Origin of the sequence: Azospirillum thermophilum (assembly GCF_003130795.1) — a bacterium.
Taxonomy (GTDB): Bacteria; Pseudomonadota; Alphaproteobacteria; order Azospirillales; family Azospirillaceae; genus Azospirillum; species Azospirillum thermophilum.
This window is the reverse complement of sequence record NZ_CP029352.1, coordinates 524791-544388: the sequence shown is the minus strand read 5'-3', so window position 1 is coordinate 544388 and position 19598 is coordinate 524791. Positions and strand designations below refer to the sequence as shown.

Annotated in this window: 15 protein-coding genes; 8 read left to right on the top strand and 7 right to left on the bottom strand. The window is 69.7% G+C overall.

What is annotated here, in order from left to right:
* Nucleotides 1-2: 2 nt before the first annotated feature.
* From DEW08_RS02440 to DEW08_RS02415, 6 genes are all read right to left on the bottom strand, one after another.
* Entirely contained in the window at nt 3-839 is an 837-nt protein-coding gene (locus DEW08_RS02440) for a WecB/TagA/CpsF family glycosyltransferase (protein ID WP_109325242.1), read from the bottom strand.
* Nucleotides 839-1543, bottom strand: coding sequence for a sugar transferase (locus DEW08_RS02435; protein WP_146214620.1), 705 nt, complete (start codon nt 1541-1543; stop codon nt 839-841). The genes DEW08_RS02440 and DEW08_RS02435 overlap by 1 nt, the downstream gene beginning before the upstream one ends.
* Complete coding sequence (locus tag DEW08_RS02430) at nt 1462-2289, bottom strand: hypothetical protein (RefSeq protein ID WP_109324188.1); 828 nt, start codon at nt 2287-2289, stop codon at nt 1462-1464. Before DEW08_RS02430 ends, DEW08_RS02435 begins: the two co-directional genes overlap by 82 nt.
* Nucleotides 2290-2453: 164 nt before the next feature.
* The gene (locus DEW08_RS02425; RefSeq protein ID WP_109324187.1) at nt 2454-3893 is read right to left on the bottom strand and encodes an O-antigen ligase family protein; all 1440 of its coding nucleotides are present in this window, start codon (nt 3891-3893) and stop codon (nt 2454-2456) included.
* On the bottom strand, nt 3877-4932 hold the full coding sequence (locus DEW08_RS02420) for a hypothetical protein (RefSeq protein ID WP_109324186.1): 1056 nt from the start codon (nt 4930-4932) through the stop codon (nt 3877-3879). The genes DEW08_RS02425 and DEW08_RS02420 overlap by 17 nt, the downstream gene beginning before the upstream one ends.
* 148 nt (nt 4933-5080) lie before the next feature.
* Nucleotides 5081-5563 (bottom strand): polysaccharide biosynthesis/export family protein, encoded by a 483-nt coding sequence (locus DEW08_RS02415; protein ID WP_245986083.1) that lies wholly within the window; start codon nt 5561-5563, stop codon nt 5081-5083.
* Nucleotides 5564-5816: 253 nt separating this feature from the next.
* Between DEW08_RS02415 and DEW08_RS02410 the strand changes: the two genes are divergently transcribed.
* The 4 genes from DEW08_RS02410 to DEW08_RS02395 all read left to right on the top strand — a co-directional run bounded on the left by DEW08_RS02410 (nt 5817) and on the right by DEW08_RS02395 (nt 11205).
* Entirely contained in the window at nt 5817-6626 is an 810-nt protein-coding gene (locus DEW08_RS02410; protein WP_109324184.1) for a metallophosphoesterase family protein, read from the top strand.
* A 211-nt stretch (nt 6627-6837) separates the two neighbouring features.
* Nucleotides 6838-8193, top strand: a complete 1356-nt coding sequence (locus tag DEW08_RS02405) for an outer membrane beta-barrel protein (protein ID WP_168220240.1) — start codon at nt 6838-6840, stop codon at nt 8191-8193.
* Nucleotides 8194-8240: 47 nt separating this feature from the next.
* On the top strand, nt 8241-10478 hold the full coding sequence (locus tag DEW08_RS02400; RefSeq protein ID WP_109324180.1) for a GumC family protein: 2238 nt from the start codon (nt 8241-8243) through the stop codon (nt 10476-10478).
* An 88-nt stretch (nt 10479-10566) separates the two neighbouring features.
* A complete protein-coding gene (locus DEW08_RS02395) occupies nt 10567-11205 on the top strand; it encodes a hypothetical protein (protein ID WP_146214619.1) in 639 nt (212 codons plus the stop codon).
* Nucleotides 11206-11299: 94 nt separating this feature from the next.
* Here DEW08_RS02395 and DEW08_RS02390 read toward each other — a convergent pair whose 3' ends face one another.
* On the bottom strand, nt 11300-13354 hold the full coding sequence (locus DEW08_RS02390; RefSeq protein WP_109324173.1) for a hypothetical protein: 2055 nt from the start codon (nt 13352-13354) through the stop codon (nt 11300-11302).
* Nucleotides 13355-13715: 361 nt separating this feature from the next.
* Between DEW08_RS02390 and DEW08_RS02385 the strand changes: the two genes are divergently transcribed.
* The 4 genes from DEW08_RS02385 to DEW08_RS02370 all read left to right on the top strand — a co-directional run bounded on the left by DEW08_RS02385 (nt 13716) and on the right by DEW08_RS02370 (nt 19596).
* The gene (locus tag DEW08_RS02385) at nt 13716-14951 is read left to right on the top strand and encodes a glycosyltransferase (protein WP_168220239.1); all 1236 of its coding nucleotides are present in this window, start codon (nt 13716-13718) and stop codon (nt 14949-14951) included.
* A 261-nt stretch (nt 14952-15212) separates the two neighbouring features.
* On the top strand, nt 15213-16574 hold the full coding sequence (locus DEW08_RS02380) for an O-antigen ligase family protein (RefSeq protein WP_109324170.1): 1362 nt from the start codon (nt 15213-15215) through the stop codon (nt 16572-16574).
* Nucleotides 16575-16576: 2 nt separating this feature from the next.
* Nucleotides 16577-17788, top strand: coding sequence for a nucleotidyltransferase domain-containing protein (locus DEW08_RS02375; protein WP_109324165.1), 1212 nt, complete (start codon nt 16577-16579; stop codon nt 17786-17788).
* Nucleotides 17785-19596, top strand: a complete 1812-nt coding sequence (locus tag DEW08_RS02370) for an ABC transporter ATP-binding protein (RefSeq protein ID WP_168220238.1) — start codon at nt 17785-17787, stop codon at nt 19594-19596. Before DEW08_RS02375 ends, DEW08_RS02370 begins: the two co-directional genes overlap by 4 nt.
* Nucleotides 19597-19598 lie beyond the last annotated feature (2 nt).

The following is a 19598-nucleotide window of genomic DNA, read 5'->3' as shown; positions in this document are numbered from 1 at the left end:
GGTTACAGCGGTTTCGGAGCCGGCCCGTCCGGCCCCGGAACCGTCGGCCGGGAGCCGTCGATCAAGGGGAATTCCCGCAGGCCGAGTTGCTGCTGCGCGATCAGCCAGAGGAACCGCGTGTTGTGAACGGCGTAGCGGCGCGCCAACCGGCGCGGTTCGCTCGCCAGACGGAACAGCCACTCCAGCCCGTTCCGCTGCATCCAGCGGGGAGCCTGCGGCTTGGTCCCGGCATGGAAGTCGAAGGCGGCGCCGACGCCGATCATGACCGGTACGTCCAGCCGTCCGAGATGCCCGGCCATCCACCGTTCCTGCTTCGGCGCACCCAGCCCCACCCACAGGATGTCGGGGCGCGCCGCATTGATCCGTTCCACTGCCGCGCGGTCCTCATCCTCCGTCAGCGGACGGAAGGGCGGGGCCTGGCAGTCCACGATCCGCAGCCCGGGGAAGCGGGACTCCAGCCGGCCGCGCAGTTTCGCCAGCACCTCGTCGGTGGCGCCGTAGAAGGCGTGCCGCCACCCGCGCTCGACCGACAGGGCGCAGAGCTCCAGCATCAGGTCCGGGCCGTAGACGCGTTCGACCGCCTCGTGGCCGGCACGGCGCGCCAGCCAGACCAGCGGCATGCCGTCGGTCACCACCATGCCGGCATCGTTGTAGAGCGACTTGAGCGCCGGATCGTCCTGGCAGCGCACCACGCTGTGGACGTCGGCGACGCAGACATAGGTCCGCACCCGCCGTTCGATCCAGCGGGTGACGCTCTCCACCGCGTCGGCCATGCGCTGGGCGCGCAGCCCGACGCCCAGCACATTGACGATCGGCGGTATGCACCGGCCGCTCTCCATCACCATGCCCCCCGGCCGGTCAGCACCACCAGGACCGTGCGCGCGAGGATGTGGATGTCCAGCCACAATGACCAGTTGCGGACATAGTAGGTGTCCAGCCGTTCCTGGTCGTCGATCGAAGTGGCGCTGCGTCCGGAGACCTGCCAGAGCCCGGTCACGCCCGGCCGCACGCGGCGGCGGATGCGGTCGGCGGCGGGGTCCAGCCGCTCCACATGATAGGAGGGCAGCGGGCGAGGTCCGACGAGGCTCATGTCGCCGCGCAGCACGTTCCAGAACTGCGGCAGTTCGTCGATGCTGAAGCGCCGCATGATATGCCCGAGCACCGGGATGATCCGCGGATCGCTCTTGATCTTCATGGACTGGTGCCAGTCCGACTGCGCATCGACCGATGCCTGGATGACCTGCAACAGCATCTTGTCGGCATCCGGCACCATCGTCCGCAGCTTCCACAGGCTGAACAGGTGGCCGTCCATGCCGATTCGCGTCTGCCGGTAGAAGACCGGGCCGGGTGAGATCACGGCGACGAGAGCGCCGAACAGGACGATGATCGGGATCGAACACAGCAGCGCCGTCGTGCCGAGCACCAGGTCCAGCGCCCGCTTGACCAGCTGGTTGGTCGGGATCAGCAGGTTGCGCTGCATCTCCAGCCCGATGTGGGACCCGAGATCGCGCACCGTGACCCACAGGCTCTGCAGGGCGTCCACCTCGGGACCAGCACGACCCGGCGATACGGCAGATGATCGGCCAGGCTGGAAACACCCAGGCCGCCCTCCGGCACCACCACCGCCACGGCCACCCCGGCGGCCAGGGGCTTGCCATGTTCCGGGCCATCCTGCCCGGGAATCTCTCCCTCCGCGACCGGGACCCAGCCGAGATCGGGCAGCCCCGCCAGAGCTTTCACCAGCATCGCCCGCCGCTTGGCCGAGCCGAGAACCACCACCGGCTCCCCCCACCAGCCGCGGCGGATCAGGATGCCGCGCGCCGCTGCGTCCCAGAGCGGCAGGGCGATCAGCGAGATCACGGCGGCGGCCAGCAGGATGCCGCGCGACCACTGGCCGTCCTGGGCCAGCCGGTCGAACAGGATCATCATCCCGAACCAGAGCGCCGTGACGATCACCCGCTTGCGCAGACGTTCGACCGTCCCCTGTCCGTAGCCGGGATAGAGGCCGGCGGCGGCGAAGACCAGCGGGAGGAAGGTGGCGGAGACGGCGACGCCGACGAAGCTCTCCGGACTGATCTCGATGGGGAGCAGCCACCGCAACTGCATGCGGAACAGGACGGCCAGGAACACCGCCGCCGCCAGCACCAGAAGGTCGCCGAGGAACAGGACGGCACCGGCGACGCCCCGCGGCGGCCGGCCGCACGGCTTCACCAGGCCGCCGGCGGAAGCCAGGCTGTCGGGCGCAAGAGCGGGGGTGGAAGCGTCCTCGTCCAGGCTGTGGACTGTCATGGGAGAGACCGAAGCGTTATGCCGCACTAGACGTTCGGCATATGTTAAATCAGATAATCCACCCCCTGGAAGCTCAACATACGGACGCGCATGCCATGGCACAATATTTCCACGGCTGCTGCGGCCGGGACTCTCTCAACCGACGGGCGCGCCTCGCACCCACCCTACTCGTTGCCGCCATCCGACGTCCGCCAGGACTGGGCGAAGCCGAGACCGAGGAGGAAGGAGAGGGTGAGGGCGATCGCCGGCATCTGGGCGCTGAAATCGACCAGCCCATGCAGGCCGATCAGGGCGGCCACGGACAGGGCGACCGCCGGATAGACCTGATCGCGCCGCCGCCGCAACAGCCCGCGCAGACAGACCCCGAGGATGGTCGCAAAGCCGATGTAGAGCAGGATCGCCGCCGGCAGGCCCAGATCCATCGCCATCTCCAGATGGACGTTGTGGGCGTAGTCCCAGACCGTGGGGGCGGACAGCGACGTCTCGCGGTACATCCGGAAGGCCGCCGCGAAGGTACCGATGCCGTGTCCGGTCAGGGGAGCATCGCCGATGGCCTGCAGGGCGATCCGGTAGAGTTCCGCCCGATCCTTGTCACCGTTTTGGATGTCCGTATCGGCGAGGCGCGAGAAGGTTCCGTCGCCGCTCATCCCCAGCACCGCGGTGCCGGCAACGGCGATGACCAGCCCGACCAGCAGCGCCGTCCGCGGACGTACGAGGCGCGACATCATTACGGCCGCCATCAGGACCAGGATCCCGGCGCCCGTACTGAGGAAGGCTCCGCGGGAGTGGCTCAGCAGCAGGGCGGTGCCCAGCACGACCCCGCCGATCATGAAGGGCATGGCGCGCAGGAGGAGAATTTCGGTCATGTCATAGACACGCCGGGTCTCACCGCGGCGCGGCGGACGCAACTCGTGCAGGAACAGCGCCGTGCAGCAGACGAGCCCGATGCCCGCATAGGCGCCATAGGCGTTGCGATTGACGAAGCTGCTGGTGAGATCGCCGATATAGGCCCACTTCTCCAGCCACAGGATACGCTCCCACCCGGCGAAGTGACCGAGTAGCCCGTAGGCCGCGTAGAGGACGCCTGCGGCGGCGACGGCGACCAGGGCCTCGCGGGCCCGGCTGCGCTCCCGGCAGAGCTGGGCGGCGAGCCAGAAGACCCCGCCATAGGACAGAAGCCGCAGGATGGCGGCATGCGACAGGGTCGGATCGATCGAGATGCCGCCCGCCACCGGCTTGCCGAGCGCCTGGGACGCCTCGGCCCACAGCGGGTGCCAAACCGATTGCGGCACCGCACCGGTCGACTGCACCCACCCCCAGCCCAGCGCAAGGGCGAAGCAGGTCGCGATGCCGCCCAGCCAGCCGAGCGGCACCGGTGCACGCGCCCGGCCGGTCACCACGGCGCTCCCCCACCCCACCATCAGCAGGGCGACGGCAAAGGCGATCGCACTCCACGCCAGCGGCCGGTTGGACCCCAGCGGCAGGGGAGCGAGGACGACGATGCCGAGGAGAATACGGAAGATCAGGAAATTGACGTGGCCGGAGCCGGAGTGGGCGGACTCCGTCCGGGGTCCGCCCTCGAGAGCGTCAGCTCGGGCTTGCATTGAGGTTCCGGTTCTCGGAGATCGGCTGCTGCACCGCCTGGTTGTTCACGACCAGCGGCTGGCCGGTCACGGGGTTGGTGCCGGCAAGAATGGAGTTGATGGCCGCCGGGTTGGTGGGATTCGCCTGGGTGAGGCTCTGGGTCTGCGAGGCCTGAACCAGTTCGCTCCGCACCGTGGCGGCCGCGGTCGGTACCGCTGCGGTGACGGTCTGGCTGGTGGCCGCGGAGTAGGCGTTCGCCATGACGCTGACCGCGGCGGTGGGGGCGGCCTGATAGACCACGGGGTTGCTCACGATCTGCACCGACGTTGCCGCGATCGTCGCGACGATCTGCGGAGCGATCCGCTGCGCCTCCGGCTGCACGATGATGCGGGCCGCCGTGGTCACGACCTGCATGGTCTGCTGCGGAGCATTCTGCTGGACGGGCTGGTCCTTCACCGTCTGCACGGCGACCGCGGCGATCTGCACCGCGGCGGCGGGAGCGACCGTCAGAATGCGTTCGGCGGCGGTCACCGCCTGGTTGGCGACGCTGGCGGTCAGGGTCGGGTTGCCGGTCGCCGCCGCCACCTGCACCGCCGCGACGGCGAGCTGTGCCGCGGCCTCGGGAACGACGCGCTGGGCCTGCGGCGTGACGAAGATGCGCGCGGCGGTCGTCACCACCGATTCGGTCTGCTGCGGTGCGGACTGCTGCACGGAGGTGTTCCTGACGGTTTCCACCGCCGCCGCCGCGATCTGCACCGCCGCTTGCGGGTTGGTGTTGAGAAGCTGCTCCGCCGCCTTGACGGTCTGTTCCGCGAGCGCCGCGGCCCGCTGCGGATTGCCGCCGCTCAGCGTGGCGATCGCCTGGCCGACCGCCTGGGGGTTTCCGCTCTGCAGCGCGGCCTGAAGGGCCGGCGGCAGCGGCTGGGCGGCCTGGCTCTGCCCCTGCTGTCCCTGCTGCCCGCGATTGCCCTGCGGGGCCTGCTGGGCCAGCGCGACCGACGACAGCCCGAGCCCGGCGCTCAGCAGCGCCACGGTGATCGCACTATGGAAACGTCCCATGTTCCCTGAACTCCTTCCCATGCCCGGACAGCGCAAGCGCGCAGGATGCGGCGCATCCTCATACGCTTTCGGCGACATTACTATACAACCCGGCGTGAGTGCCAGCCCCACGCGCACCGATGGACGGTATGCCCGTACCGGCGCCGACTCAGAACCGGCGCTGCAGCACCCGGATGATGTCGCCGGGCAGGATCGGCGCACGCTCCACCGCGCGATAATCCTTCTGCTCCCCGTCGACCACGCGGACCAGCACCACCTCGCCCTCGCGCGCCCGGTAGTCGTAGCCGCCGGCGCGTGCGATCGCGCTCAGCACCGTCATGCCGGTCGTGTAGGGGAACTCGCCGGGGGCGCGCACCTCGCCCAGGACGTAGAAGGGCCGGAAGGTCTGCACCTCGACCGCGACCTTCGGATCCTGCAGGTAATTGTCCTTCCTCAGCAGATCCTCGATACGCCTGGACAGCGTCTTGGCCGTCATGCCGCTGGCGCTGACATTGCCGACGAGCGGCAGGTAGATGTTGCCCGACGGGTCGAGGGTGAAATCGCCGGACAGGGCGTTTTCACCGAAGACGGTCAGCCGGACGCGGTTGCCGGGCTCGAGGACATAGCCCTCCGCCGGGCTGACGATCTTCATCGGCGCATCCTCGGTCGGGAAACCGGGAGTCGAGGAGCACCCCGTGGCGAGCAACGCGGCCACCAAAACGACTCGCGCCAAACGGACGGTGGACCGTCCGCGAGAAACGACACGCATCGAACCCAACTCCTGTCACCTTGAGCATGGCGAGGTTGCGCTTCGCGGGACTTGCATCGCAACTTCGACGCCAATTAAACGATATTCGCTCCCGTCCGCAACGGGACACTGCCGCGCAAGCGCGTGATCGGACATCATGGCCTCTTTTTTCAACACCCTTCTGGGAAGACTCCGCCCGGGCCGCCGCCTTGCAGTTGCCGGTGCGCCACGGATCCCGGACGGCCTGCGCCTCTACGCCGTCGGCGACATTCACGGCGAGAAGCGCTGCCTGGAGCGTCTGCTCGCCATGATTGCCGCCGACATGGACCGCCACCGCGGGCCGGACCTGCGCTGCACGATCGTCTTCCTCGGCGACTACGTCGACCGCGGGCCGGACAGCCGCGGGGTGCTCGACCTGCTGTGCGACGCCGCCGCGGCGTCCGCCGACGGCAGCGGCCCCGCCTGCCGCTTCCTCATGGGCAACCACGAGCAGGCTCTCCTGGAGTTCCTGAGGGATCCCGTCGCGGGCGCCCCCTGGCTGTCCTTCGGCGGAGTCGAGGCGCTGGCCAGCTACGGGATCCGCGCGTCGGTCGGGGTCAGCGATCCGAAACGCTGCCGGGCGCTCCGCGACGAGATGGAGGCCCGGCTGCCGGCGGCCCACCGCGGCTTCCTGACGGCGCTGGAGCCGATGGCGGTCTACGGCGACTACGCCTTCGTCCATGCCGGCGTGCTGCCCGGCCAGCCCCTGGAGCGGCAATCGGCCGACGATCTGCTCTGGATCCGGGAGCCCTTCCTGTCCTACCGGCGACGCCACGAGAAAATGATCGTGCACGGGCATACCGTGGTCGATGAGCCGGAACTCCTTGATAATCGAATCGGAATCGATACCGGAGCCTATGCAACGGGCGTGCTGACGGCACTCGTCCTGCAGGGCGGGGAGCGGGGTATATTGCAGACCGCGCCCTGAGACGGGGCCGCAACGGGTGACCATTGCCACGATACCTCCCCTGACGGGTATTTTTTTGTGGTCCCTCTCGCAGCTACTCGCTTTGGGGGTAAACTGATGGTAGGCTCCCCGCGTCCTCCATAAGCCATATGCGACGCCAATGACCCGCCATCCTTTGCTTACCAATGGCTATTCCGAAGCGCATTCTTCCCGTCCTTTCGTGACCCCTGCGTTGTCGGGGCGCCTCCTGGCCACCGCCGGCCGGCCAGCCGGGCTCGCCGCCACGGGCATGCTGCTCGCCCTGTCGCTGTCGCAGCCCGTTCTGGCCGACAGCAAGGGAACCCAGTCCCAGACGGACCCCCGCCGCCAGGGATCCGGAGCCAACGTCACGAAGGAGCTCGATCCGGAGGACAATACGAAGGGATCGCGCTCCGACTCGGAGCGGGTGCACGACAGCTACCAGGCAAAGGGCGTGGAGATGGGACAGTTCCTGTTCCTGCCCAAGCTGGAGACGGATCTGCTGTACAACAGCAACCTCTACGCGACGAAGACCGACGTCCGCGGCGAGTTCCTCTCGGTCATGCGGCCGGAGCTGAAGCTGCGCTCCCGCTTCAAGGAGCATGCCCTCAACGTCACGCTGATGGCCGAGCAGTACCTGCACCGCCGCTATCACCGCGACAACCGGACCGACCTGCTGGCGGAGGTCGATGGCCGCTACGATTTCTCGAGCGACACGCAGGCCAACTATTACGGCCAGGCCTTCGCCCGGCACGAAGACCGCGGCAGCCCGGACGACGTGCGCGGCCTGTCTCCCACGCCCACCAGCGGCGTCATCAACCGCGGCAGCGTCAAGCACCAGTTCGGCCGCTACACGGTCCTGGGGGAGGTCGGGGTCGACCGTCGTGCGTTCGGCAAGGTCGGCACCGCCGCCGGCCCCTCCATCGACAACTCCGACCGTGACCGGGTCGAGCTGCTGGGGCGGCTGCGCGGCAGCTACGAGATGTTCCCCGGCTATGCCTTCGTGACGGAGGTGTCGGCGAACGACCGGATCTACGACTCCTCGCGCGACCGCAACGGCTTCGACCGCAACAGCCACGGCTACCGCGTCGAGACCGGTATCGGCGTCGATATCAGCCAGCTGGTGCGCGGCGACTTCCTCGTCGGCTACTTCGCACAGAACTACCGGGACCAGCGCCTCAAGGACCCGAACGGGTTCTCGCTGCGCGCCACCTTCAACTGGACGCCGACCCCGCTGACGATCGTCGTTCCGTCGCTCGAGCGGACCGTGAACGAGACCACGACCTTCGGCGCGTCGAGCATGGTGCGCAACTCCTTCAGCGTGACCGTCCGTCACGAGCTTGAGCGCAACATCGTGCTGACCGGCTACGGCAGCGTCGCCTACGACCAGATGTCCGGCATCACCAACCAGAACGCCTGGAGCTATGAGGCGCGCGGCCGCGCCATCTACGCCTTCACGCCCGAACTGTTCACCGGAGGTGAGATCGCCTACCGCAGCAAGCATTCGGAGCTCAGCAGCTCCAGCTACAACCAGACCATCTTCATGCTGAGGCTCGGCCTGCAGTACTGACCACCGCCGATCCCGTTCCCTTAACCGTGGAGGCCCGTCAGGGGCCAATGACCATTCGCGATCCGCTATCCGCGCCGACCGCCCAGCCCACCAAGGATTTTCGTCAAACCGCCCGGTGGGCTTGGCGGCTGGTCTGGCGCGGCAAGTACCTCATCCTCGCCGTCATGGCGCTGGTGCTGGTTCCGACCATCCTGTTCCTGCAGCAGGCAACCCCCCGCTACACAGCCGCCGCCCAGATCATGATCGAGGCGCCGGGCACCAACGACGTGCTGTCCGACCGCAGCATGATGTTCGGCCGTCCGTTCATGTCGGACGCGATCATCCAGACGGAAGCGGAGCTGATCGCGTCGAGCACCCTGGCCCGCCGCGCGGTGGAGAAGCTGAGGCTGGACCGGGATCCGGAGTTCAACGAGGCCCTGCGCGAGCCCAAGCCGCTCGCGGCCTTCCTCGCTTCGCTGAACCCGGCGACCTGGATCCCCGATTCCTGGACCGAAAGGAAGGACGAGGGCCAGAGACTAGGCCCGCTTGCCCGCGAGGAGGTGGAGCGCGCCCGCATCGTGCGTGCCTTCTCCACCCGCCTGAGCGTGAGGCCGCAGCGCCGGTCGCATATCATCGCGCTCCAGTTCGTGTCGGAGGACCGCGAGAAGGCGGCTCTGATCACCAACACGCTGGCCGAGCTCTATCTGGTCGACCGTCTGGAAGCGAGCTTCGACGAGGCCCGCCAGGTCAGCCGCTGGCTGGGCGAACGGCTGGAGACGCTGCGCCGCGACGTGGTGGCGGCGGAGAATGCGGTCGAGCAGTTCCGCTCCGAACACGGGCTGCGGCGCAAGACCGAGCGGCAGGTCACGATCAACGACCAGCAGCTCTCCGAACTGAACTCCCGCCTCGTGGTGGCGCGGGCCGACCTCGCGCAGAAACAGGCACGGCTGGAGCAGGTCCGCGTCCTGGTCCGGCTGCGCGGCAGCGTCGACACCTCGTCGGACGTCCTCCAGTCGCCCCTCATCCAGCGTCTGCGCGAACAGGAGGCGCAGAAGTCCCGCGAGATGTCCGAGGCCCTGAAGACTTACGGCGAGCGGCATCCGCGCATGCTCGGGCTGCGCGCCGACCTGAACGACCTGCGCGGCAAGATCAGCAGCGAGATCGAGAAGATCGCCGCCTCCATCGCCAACGACGTCGAGGTGGCCGCGGCCGGCGTCCATTCGCTCGAGCGCGAACTGGATGGGTTGCGCCAGCAGAACAACGTCGCCGGCGCCGCCGAGGTTCGTCTGCGCGAACTGGAACGTCAGTCCGACGCCACCAAGAGCCTGTATGAGGCCTTCCTGTCCCGCTTCAAGCGCGAGGCGGAGCAGGAGCGGATGCAGCGCGCCAACGCCCGCATCGTGTCGCCGGCCGATATCCCGGTCGTTCCGTCCTATCCGCCGAAACGGGCGATGCTCGCCCTCGCGGCCCTGCTCTCGCTGGTCGGCGGCGTGGCGCTGGTCTTCCTGATCGACCACCTCGACAACGCGGTGCGATCGGCCGACGATGCGGAGGAGCTTACCGGCCTGCCGGTGCTGGCGATGATCCCGTACCAGCGCGGCAATGCCGACCGCCCGGCGGAGGAGGTGCTGCAGAGGCCCCGCTCCGCCCTGGCCGACGGTGTGCGCAGTCTGCGGACCGCGCTGCATCTCGGGGAGGGACCCGAAACGCCCAATGTGGTGCTCGTCACCTCGTCGGTCCCGAAGGAGGGCAAGACCTTCGTCTCGCTCTGCCTCGCCCTGCTGTTCTCGAAGGTGGACGAGCGGGTGCTGCTGATCGACGGCGACGTTCACCGCCCGCGCCTCCACAAGGCGCTGGGACTGGAGGCGGGGCGGGGCTTCGCCGAGGTTCTGTCCGGCAAGTGCAGCTTCGACGAGGCTCTGCACCGCGGGGTGGGCGGATCGCTCGACTTCCTGCCGGCCGGCCATATGCCGGAGCAGGCCGAGGCGATCCAGGGCACCCAGGTCGAAGCCCTGATCGCCGACCTGCGCCGGCGCTATACCCGGATCATCATCGACTCGCCGCCCGTCCTGGCGGTCGCCGACACCCGGGTGCTGGCGAGGCTGGCGGACCGGGTGGTGTATCTGGTGCGCTGGAACTCCACTCCGCGCGATGCGGTGCGCAACGGCATGAAACTGCTGCGCAGCGCCGGCATCGGCCCCTACGGCGTGGTGTTGTCGCAGGTGAACCAGCGCAAGCATGCCGGCTACGGCTATGGCGATTACGGGCAGTATTATGGCCGATACCGCGACTACTATGGAGAGTAGGGTGGACGGCCGCCGATCCGGCCGCTCCTCCTCCCACGGGACGCGGGCGGCGCGCCCGTCCCATCGTGGCCCGGCCGTTGTGGCCGGGTTGGCCGGACTCCTCCTGCTCGGGCTTTCGGCACCGAGCCTGCTGTCCGGTGTGCAGACGCTCGATGCCCGCGGCGTGCTGTGGGACGTCTATGCGGGAGAGGATCTCCCCGTCGACCGTCTCACCGCCGCGGCGGCCGATCTGGCGTCCGGACTGCGCTGGATGCCCGACGGCGAGCTTCAGGGCGACCGCAGCCTCGTCCTCCTGCGCGCCGCGGAAGCGGCGAAGACGGCCGCCGAACGCAAGGATCTGCTGGAGCAGGCGACCGCCTCGGCCATGGCGGCGGTGGCCATCGCCCCCGGACAGCCGGGCGTGTGGGCCCGCCTCGCCTATCTGCGCCTTCTGCAGGGGGAACCGGCCCCTGCCGCCGCAGCCCTGCGCCTGTCCATGCTGTCGGGGTCCTTCGTGCCGGCGATGATGGCCTCGCGGATCGAGCTGGGCCTGCGGCTGCTTCCTGCCCTCGATGCCGAGACGACCGAGCTTCTGCGCCGGCAGATCAGGCTGTTCTGGCTGGTCGAACCGAACCGGGTGGCCGAACTCAGTGAACGGCCCGGGGCGAATGACATCGTCCGCGAGGCGCTGAACGGGCTGACCGACGCCGACATGCTCCAGTTCCAGCGCCTGCACGGCAAACGGTAGCCGCCCCCTTCCCCGTGGCGAGGGCCGTCTCGCCGGCGGGACGGGGACGGCCCTCTCACCGCCGGCATTCGCCAAGATGACCAGCCCGAGATGATCAGTAGGTTCTCATCCGGAGCGGGCCGGACGGGCGCGGGGTGTCCGCCAGGGCGGCGGCGCAATCCCCGGTGACGGCGAACACCGCGAAGGCCGGGTCGACGGGCACTTCCGTGAGACAGGAGAGGCCACGCAGCCAGGACAGGTGCGGCGGCTGGCGGTCGGCATCCTCGAAGCCGGCGGCGGTCATGACGAGGTCCGGCTTGAAGTCCTCGATCACCGCGCGGATGCGTCCTCGCGTCTCCGGGCCGCGGAGCTTGCGGGTTTCGACGTCGTAGAACACGCGGTTCTCCAGCGTCGGCCCCATCAGGCCATAGGGAAGCAGCCCCATCGCGTAGATGCGGTGCGGCCGGCGGTCCTGCTGGATGCGGCGGTACAGGGTGTCGGGATGCCCGTTGAAGGCCTCCGCCCATGGAACGCCGATCAGTTCGTGTCGTCCGCCGGCCCCGGCGAGGGCCAGCACCAGGATGGGAACCACAGCCAGCGACACCCGCAGCGGTGCCCCGGCGGCGGCCAGCCGGCCGGCAAGGAGCCTCCCCATCTGCGAACGGTCTGACCGCAGCGGGCCGGGCTGCGGAACCGCCGCCCCTCGCCGACCGAAGAGCCACCCCAGCGGCGGCAACGACAGGCCCGCGACCACCACCACCGTCAGGCTCAGCAGGATCGCGGCGAAGCCCAGCCGCCATTGGATCACCTGGTCGAAGTAGACCGACCAGGGGGTGATGGTGAACAACACGCCGGCCGCAGCCGCCCAGACCGTGACGACGGCCGCCACGAGACGGCCGCGCCGACCGGCAGTGATCGCCAACGCCGCCGCACCGATCGTGCCGAGCACGAACAGCACCAGGATGCCGCGGTCGCGCAGACCATCCAGCAGATACCACTCCCCCCGCGTCGCCAGGGCCTTCACCAGGGTGAGGTCGAAGGCGAAGCGGAAGTCGGGATCCGACAGGGCACCGAGGACCGCCAGGGTGCGCAGCATGAATCCGCTGCCCAGCAGGAAGACGAAGGCCACGCCCAGGCCGGTCAGCATCCGGAGCGGCGACGGCACCAGCGGCCTGCCGCCCGGCCGCAGCAGAACCGCCAAAGTACCGAGCCAGCAGGGCATCAGGCCGAGCGCGGACGGCTTCACCGCCAGCGCCAGACTCATTGCCATCGCCGAAGCGAGGAGGTGGGCGCACCACCGGGCGGGAGCCATCCGCGGCCCCTCGCTGAGCGGAGCGAGCAGGCACGCCAGCGCGGCGAGCAGAAATGCCGCCGTGGCAACGTCGTTCTTGCCGATGGTCGCCGACAGCGTCAGGGACAGGAATACGAAGCAGCCCGCCGCGGCGAGGGAGGCCCGGCCATGGACCGGCGCGGCATCGGGAGTGGCGGCGGCGCTCAGGGCGGCGGCGACGGTGTAGGCGGAAACGACGGCCAACAGGGCCGCAACCGCCGTGCCGACCACCATTCCATGGAGACCGTGACCGGAGGCGAGCGGCAGACCGAACATCGCCTCCCAGCCGTAGCTGTAGCTGTCGAACGGGTTGGCCCCGATGGCGAAGGACCCCTGCTGCAGGAACCGGACGAAGGTCGGGAGGTGGTAGACCAGCACGTCCATGTTGTTGAGCGGGACAGCCGTGAAGTCCTCCGCATAGCCGAGGAAATCGCGGAACATCTGCGGCAGGGGAACCGCCCGGTCGAAGAATGGCACGCGGGTCCATACGGACTGCGGCAGCAGCACGACCGCCACGGCAAGGCCGAACAGGCCCCGCTCCGCCCACCGGCCGCCACCCCGCGGGTCGAAGAATGGCCGGTCGGCGGGCTGGGGCGGAACCGGGTGGCGGCCCAGCAGCAGCCCCACGACCGCCATCAGCAGGGCCGACAGGAGAAGACCGGCGACAATGCCGGGAAGGGTGAGCAGGCCGGCGAAGCCAGGCAGGGCGACGCCGGCGTAGACGGTCCACAGCCCCGCAGCCAGGGTGGCCGTGACCGGCGCCGTCGTGTGCCGGCCGATCGCCCAGTAGCCGAGGGAGAAGCCTCCGGCAAGAGCACAGGGCAGCAGCGGGTCGAACATCGCAGGTCTTTCGCGGAACGGCCGTGCCCCGTCATTGGCGCGGCATCTGTTGTGCAGGCGCCCGTATATCCGATATCCGCCGGGTTCAACAACCATCGTTATGCATCATTGGTCCACAGACCACCGGACGGAGCGCCGTGATCATGATATTCTGCCGAACCCGACCCGTCCGCCGCCCCGCCCCAGGGGCCGAGCCGGCAGGCGCGGGCACGGGACCGGCCCGGATCGCGCCTCTCCGTCCCCGGTCGCCGGGAGGAATTCCTTCCGGGATGCTTCGCCGGAAAGTTATACTGCTTTCGGCGGGAACCCGCCGCGGCCAGCACGGCGCTGCTGCCTGTGCCGATGGACAGGAGATTTGACGATGCGGATCCTGCTGGTCCACGAACGTTACCGCCAGCGCGGCGGCGAAGACGTCGTGGTCGAGACGGAGCAGGCTCTGCTCGCGGCCCACGGCGCCGACGTCGCCACCCTGATCGACGACAACGCCCGCATCGGCGACGCCGGATCGCTGCGGCTGGCCGCCGGAACCGTCTGGTCGCGCGAGGGATACGGGATGGTGTCGCGGGCGGTCGCGGAGCATCGGCCCGACATCCTGCATGTCCACAACACCTTTCCTCTGCTCTCCCCGTCCATCTATTACGCCGCGCAGCGTCACGGCATCCCGGTGGTGCAGACGCTGCACAACTTCCGCCTGATGTGCGCGAACGGATTCATGCTGCGCGACGGCAAGGCCTGCGACCTCTGTCTCGAGCGGACGGTCAAATGGCCGGCGGTCCGGCACGCCTGTTACCGCGACAGCCGGCTGGCGAGCGCGGCCGTCGCTGCCATGGCGGGCTTCCATCATGGAATCGGAACGTGGCGCAGCAAGGTCGACCTGTTCCTTGCGCTGAACCCGCATTCGAGGAACTTGTTCATCAAGGGAGGACTGCCCCCCGACCGGGTCGCGGTGTGCCCGCCGGCGGTCCGCGATCCGGGGCCGCGGCCGGCGGAGAACGACGACCGGGCCGGTGCCTTGTTCGTCGGCCGCCTCAGCCAGGAAAAGGGGCTGGAACCCCTCATCGAGGCATGGCGCGGCATCGACGCCCCACTCGACATCATCGGCGAAGGGCCGCTTGGCGAAAGGCTGGCGCGCGAGGCTCCGCCGCAGGTGCGCTTCCTGGGAGGCATGTCCTACGAGGGCGTGTCGGCGGCCATGACGCGGTCCTCGATCCTGCTGTTCCCGTCGCTGTGGTACGAGAACTTCCCCCTGGTCGTCGCCGAGGCGATGGCCCATGGCCTTCCGGTTCTGGCCTCCGCCGACAGTGCCGTCGTCCATATGATCAGCGACGGCGAGACAGGAGCCTTCGCCCTTGCCGGCGACGTGGCCGATTGGCGCAACCGCCTCTCCGCACTCATGGCGCGGCCGGACCGGCTCCGCCGGATGGGCCGGGCGGCCCGCACCATGTTCGAGACCCGCTTTTCGGATGCGCCCGCATACGAGCGGCGGATGGCCCTCTATCGGCAGGTGCTGGCGGCCCGCGCGCATCCTGCGCCGGATGCCGGCCGGAAGGCCCGCGGCATCATCGCGGACGGGCAGGACCAGGGCAAGGCCGGTTGATCCGCCGGCCGGCGGCGACACGGCAGGCTGCACGGGGCTGCCGGACGACCTGGATGGCCGGCGCATCGGGACGCACAAGGCCACGCTTCTCGCGTACCGCGGCCGGCAGCCGTCCCCGTCCCACCCGGAGGATGACCGTTTTGGGAGAAACACCAGCGATCCTTGAACAACCTACCCCGGCCCGGTAATGTCCTGCGCAAGGCGAGCGGACCGGGCGGAAAGCGCATCCGCGCCACCGCCGCCACCATTCCGGACAGAGTGATGGTTTCCAGGGTCAAGACCTTCTGCCTTCTCCTGATCGGCGCACTGCTGTCGGGCTATCTGATGGGTGGCAAGGCCTTCGCCTACATCCAGATTCCTCCGGTGTACATCGGCGAGATCACCCTTGCCGCCGCCGCCGTCCTGTTCCTGGCGGCCAACGATTACCGCATCGTCAAGAGCTCCGGCCTGGTATGGCTGATCGCCATCTACTGCCTGTGGTGCTTTTCCCGGACATGGCCGTACCTGAGCGAGTTCGGCCTGGACGCCGCCCGTGACTCGGCGATCTACTATTACTCCGCCTTCGCCGTTCTGGTGGCGGCGAGCGTATCCGACATCGACGCCGTCGACCGGGTGATCACCTTCTATGCCAGGATGATCCGGATCGCCGCCATCGCCCTTCCTGTCGCCATCCTGTACACGATGAACCTGATGGACGAGGAAAGCCGGTTCGTCCTGGTCAAGGCCGGCGACGTCGCCGTGCACCTGACGGGCATGCTCGCCTTCCGGCTGCTGCTGCTCGACCGGATGGCGACGGGCCGCCACAGCCACGTCCACCGCCTGATCGAGATCGCCTTCTGGGCCTGCTGGACCGGCAGCCTGTTCTGGTCCGTCCTCAGCCGCGGCGCCTTCCTGGCCCTGACCTGCGGCACGCTGGCCGTCGTCGTCTTCGGGTACGCGCGGCGCCGGGTGATGCAGTTGGCCGGAGTCGGGATCGTCGCCCTGCTGGCGCTCGCGGCCCTCGACCTGAGCATCGACCTGGAGCGCCGCAACCTGTCGGCGGCACAGTTGATTGCCAACATCCTGAGCATCGGCGGCATCACGCCGGAGGGTGAGGCCTTCTCCCGTGTCGACAGCAAGGACCTCGAAGGCACGATGAACTGGCGCCTGCAGTGGTGGGGAGACATCATCGACTACACCGTCCACGGGCCCTATTTCTGGACCGGCAAAGGGTTCGGGGAGAACCTCGCCGATTCCGACGGCTACCAGACCGATTACTACGACAACAGCCTGCGCAGCCCGCACAACGGACACTTCACGATCCTGGCCCGCGCCGGGGTTCCCGGCCTGGCGCTCTGGCTGACGGTCCTCGGAACCTTCGCATTCCAGCTCTCCAGGATGACGGTGCGGCTCCAGCGCGCCGGCCTGGAGAACTGGGCGCGCCTGAACGTCTGGATCCTCGCCTACTGGCTCGCCGCCCTCGTCAACGCGTCGTTCGACGTCTATCTGGAGGGACCGCAGGGCGGCATCTGGTTCTGGTCGATCATGGGGCTGGGCATCGGCGTCCTGGTGCTGGAACGTTCGCTTCTCGTGGCAGAACCGGCCCCTGCGCAAGCGTTGCGGCCGACCGGCGCCGGGACGTGACCATGCCGCCGCAGTCGCAGGACCGGCTCGCGCCCGAGTTCCGCTATCTGTGTGCCGCGGTTCGTGCATCCCTTCCCGCCGCCGCCCCACCTGTCCCGCCACAGCCGGAAACGGCCATCGACTGGCCGGCCGTCGTCAGGGGGGCCGCCCGGCATCGCGCGACGGGACTTGTCCTTGCCGGCCTGCAGACCGCCGCCCTTCCCGCCCCGCCCGCCGCGGAGATGGGGAAACTGCGCCGCAACGCCTCGGCCCTGGCCAGGGTTTGCCTCGCCAATGCGGCGGAAACGCTTCGCCTCGCCGGGATGCTGCAGGCGGCCGGGATCCGCGTCATGGTCCTGAAAGGGGTGGTGCTCTCGCAACAGCTCCATGGCGACCCCGCCCGGCGCGATGCCGGGGACATCGACCTGCTGGTCGACCCCGCCCGGTTCTGGGACGCCGAAGCGGTCCTGCTGCAGGCCGGCTACGAGCCCGACGGCCCCTTGATCCCAGGCAGCCACCGGGCGGCGGGACAGGCGCTGCTCCGCGACCTGTCCTACCGGAACCGGGCGCGCGGAACCCTGGTCGAGCTGCACCAGCGGCTCACCGCCAATCCGCATCGGCTCGACTGCTCCTTCGAGGCGCTCTGGCGCGCCCATGGCGAGGTGCGGCTGGCGGGACGCGCCGTGGCCACCCTGCCCGACCGCATCCTGCCGCTCTACCTGTGCGTCCATGGCGCCCATCACTGCTGGGAGCGGCTGTGCTGGCTGGCCGACCTCGCGGCGCTGCTCGACAGCCCGGACGCCGTCCGCCGCACGCTCGACGATGCGGAAGCCGCTGGTCTCGGCCGCTCGATGCGTCTGGCTGTGGGGCTCTGCAACCGGCTGCTGGGTCTGCCGCTGCCCGAGGAGGCCCTGCCCGCAGGCCCGTGGGCGCGCCGGGTGGACCGCTTCATCCACAGCGTCTTCGGCGGAACGGCGTGGCTGGAGGAGCCGGCCAAGGGGACCGCCGCCTGGGTCCGGCGCGAACTGCGGCAGCGTCTGCACGTCTACGCGCTGAAGCCCGGCTGGCGCCACCGCTGGAACGAGCTGCAGGCCGATCTGCGCAATCCGGCGGACTGGGGGGTGATCCCGCTGCCGGCGCGGCTGATCTGGCTCTATCCGGCCCTGCGTCCGATCGGATGGGTCGTCCGCACGCTCCGCCGCCGCCGGTCCCTGACCGGGAGGCCGCGCCGATGAGCGGCGACGCCACTCCCCAACCGCCACCGATCGGCGGGCGCGAGCGGCTGCGCCGGCTGGCTGCGCTGGTCCGCGACGTGGCGCGCTTCGCCGGGCCGCGGCGTCTTGTTTCGACCATCATGCTGATGGGCGCCACGGCCTTCGCCGAAGGAGCCGGGCTGCTGCTGCTGCTGCCGCTGCTGGACCTGTTGGGGATCAGCGGGTCGGGCCGGGTGTCGGGCTGGCTCGGCGCGATGGGGCTGCCGCCGGTCGGGCTGGGCGGCGCGCTCGCCCTCTATGTGGTCCTGATGGCGGTCGCATCGCTGGTCGTCCGGGCACGGACGCTGACGGTCCTGCGGCTTCGTCTGGCCTATGTCGACGATCTCCGCCGCCGCCTGCACGATGCGATCCTGGCGACGGAATGGCCGGTCTTCTCCCGGCTGCGCTCGGCGGCCCTGTCGCAGGCGCTGACCGAGGAGTGCGTGAAGGCCGGAATCGGCGTGGAGTTCCTGTTGCGGCTGGGCACCAACGGGCTCCAGATCGCGACGCTGCTGGCCGCCGCCGCCTGGGTTTCGCCGCCGCTGGCCGGATTGCTGCTGGGGCTGGCGGCGGTCGCCGGGCTGACGATGCGGCCGATGAACCGCCTGACCTACCGGCTCGGGCAGATGCTCCAGGAGGCGGGGCGACGGATGAACGCCGACCTGCTGGACGATCTGGCCGGCATGCGGGTGGTGCGCAGCCATGGATTGGAGGCGGCGCGCCGCCGGCGCTTTGCGGAGCGCATCGCGCAGGTCCGCGACAGCCACCTCGCCTACATGAGTCTCGCGGGGACCGAGCAGGCGCTGACCCGGACCGCGGCGGCGGCGGTGACGGCCGGCGTCGTGCTGACCGCGGTGCAGGGGCTGGACATGCCGCTGGCCGACACGCTGGCGGTCATCGTCGCCTTCGCCCGCCTGCTGTCGACCGGAATGGCGCTTCGCCAGGGGCAGACGATGATCCTGCACGCTCTGCCCGCCCATGCCGCGGTGGGCGACCTGCTCCGGCAACTGCGCGAGGGCGCCGAACCGGTGGCCGCCGGAAAGGCGCCCCCATTCGAGCGCAGCCTGCGGGTCGAGGGCGTGTGCTACCGCCATGGCAGCGGCGAGACGCCTGCGCTGAACGACGTGACCGCCGAGATTCCGGCCCGCGGGATCACGGCCGTCATCGGCCCGTCCGGCTCCGGCAAATCGACGCTGGCCGACCTGCTGCTCGGCCTGATCACGCCGGAGTCGGGGCGGATCCTGGCGGACGGCCGGCCGCTGGAGGGGAGCGACCGGCTCGCCTGGCGGCAGCGCGTCGCCTATGTGCCGCAGGACAGTTTCCTGTTCCACGACACGGTGCGCAACAACCTGGCCATGGTCCGCCCGGACGCCTCCGACGCCGAGCTGTGGGACGCGCTGGAGCGGGCGGCCGCGGCGGACTTCCTGCGGGCGCAGCCGTCGGGGCTCGACACCGTGGTCGGCGACCGCGGCGGCTGGCTGTCCGGTGGCGAGCGCCAGCGCATCGCCATCGCCCGCGCCCTGCTGCGGCGCCCCGCCCTGCTGATCCTGGACGAGGCCACCAGCGCGCTGGATGCGGAGAGCGAGCGCCGGATCCTGTCGGTGATCGAGGCGCTGGGCCGGGACATGGCCGTGCTGGTCGTCACCCACCGGCCGGCCACCGCGCGATGCGCCGACCGGCTGCTGGTGATGGAGGGCGGACGGCTGGTCGCGGCCGGCCGGTGGGAGGAGGTCGAGGCCCGCTCCGCCCCGCTGCTCGCCCGCCTCGGCCTGCTCGCAACGGCTGCCTGATT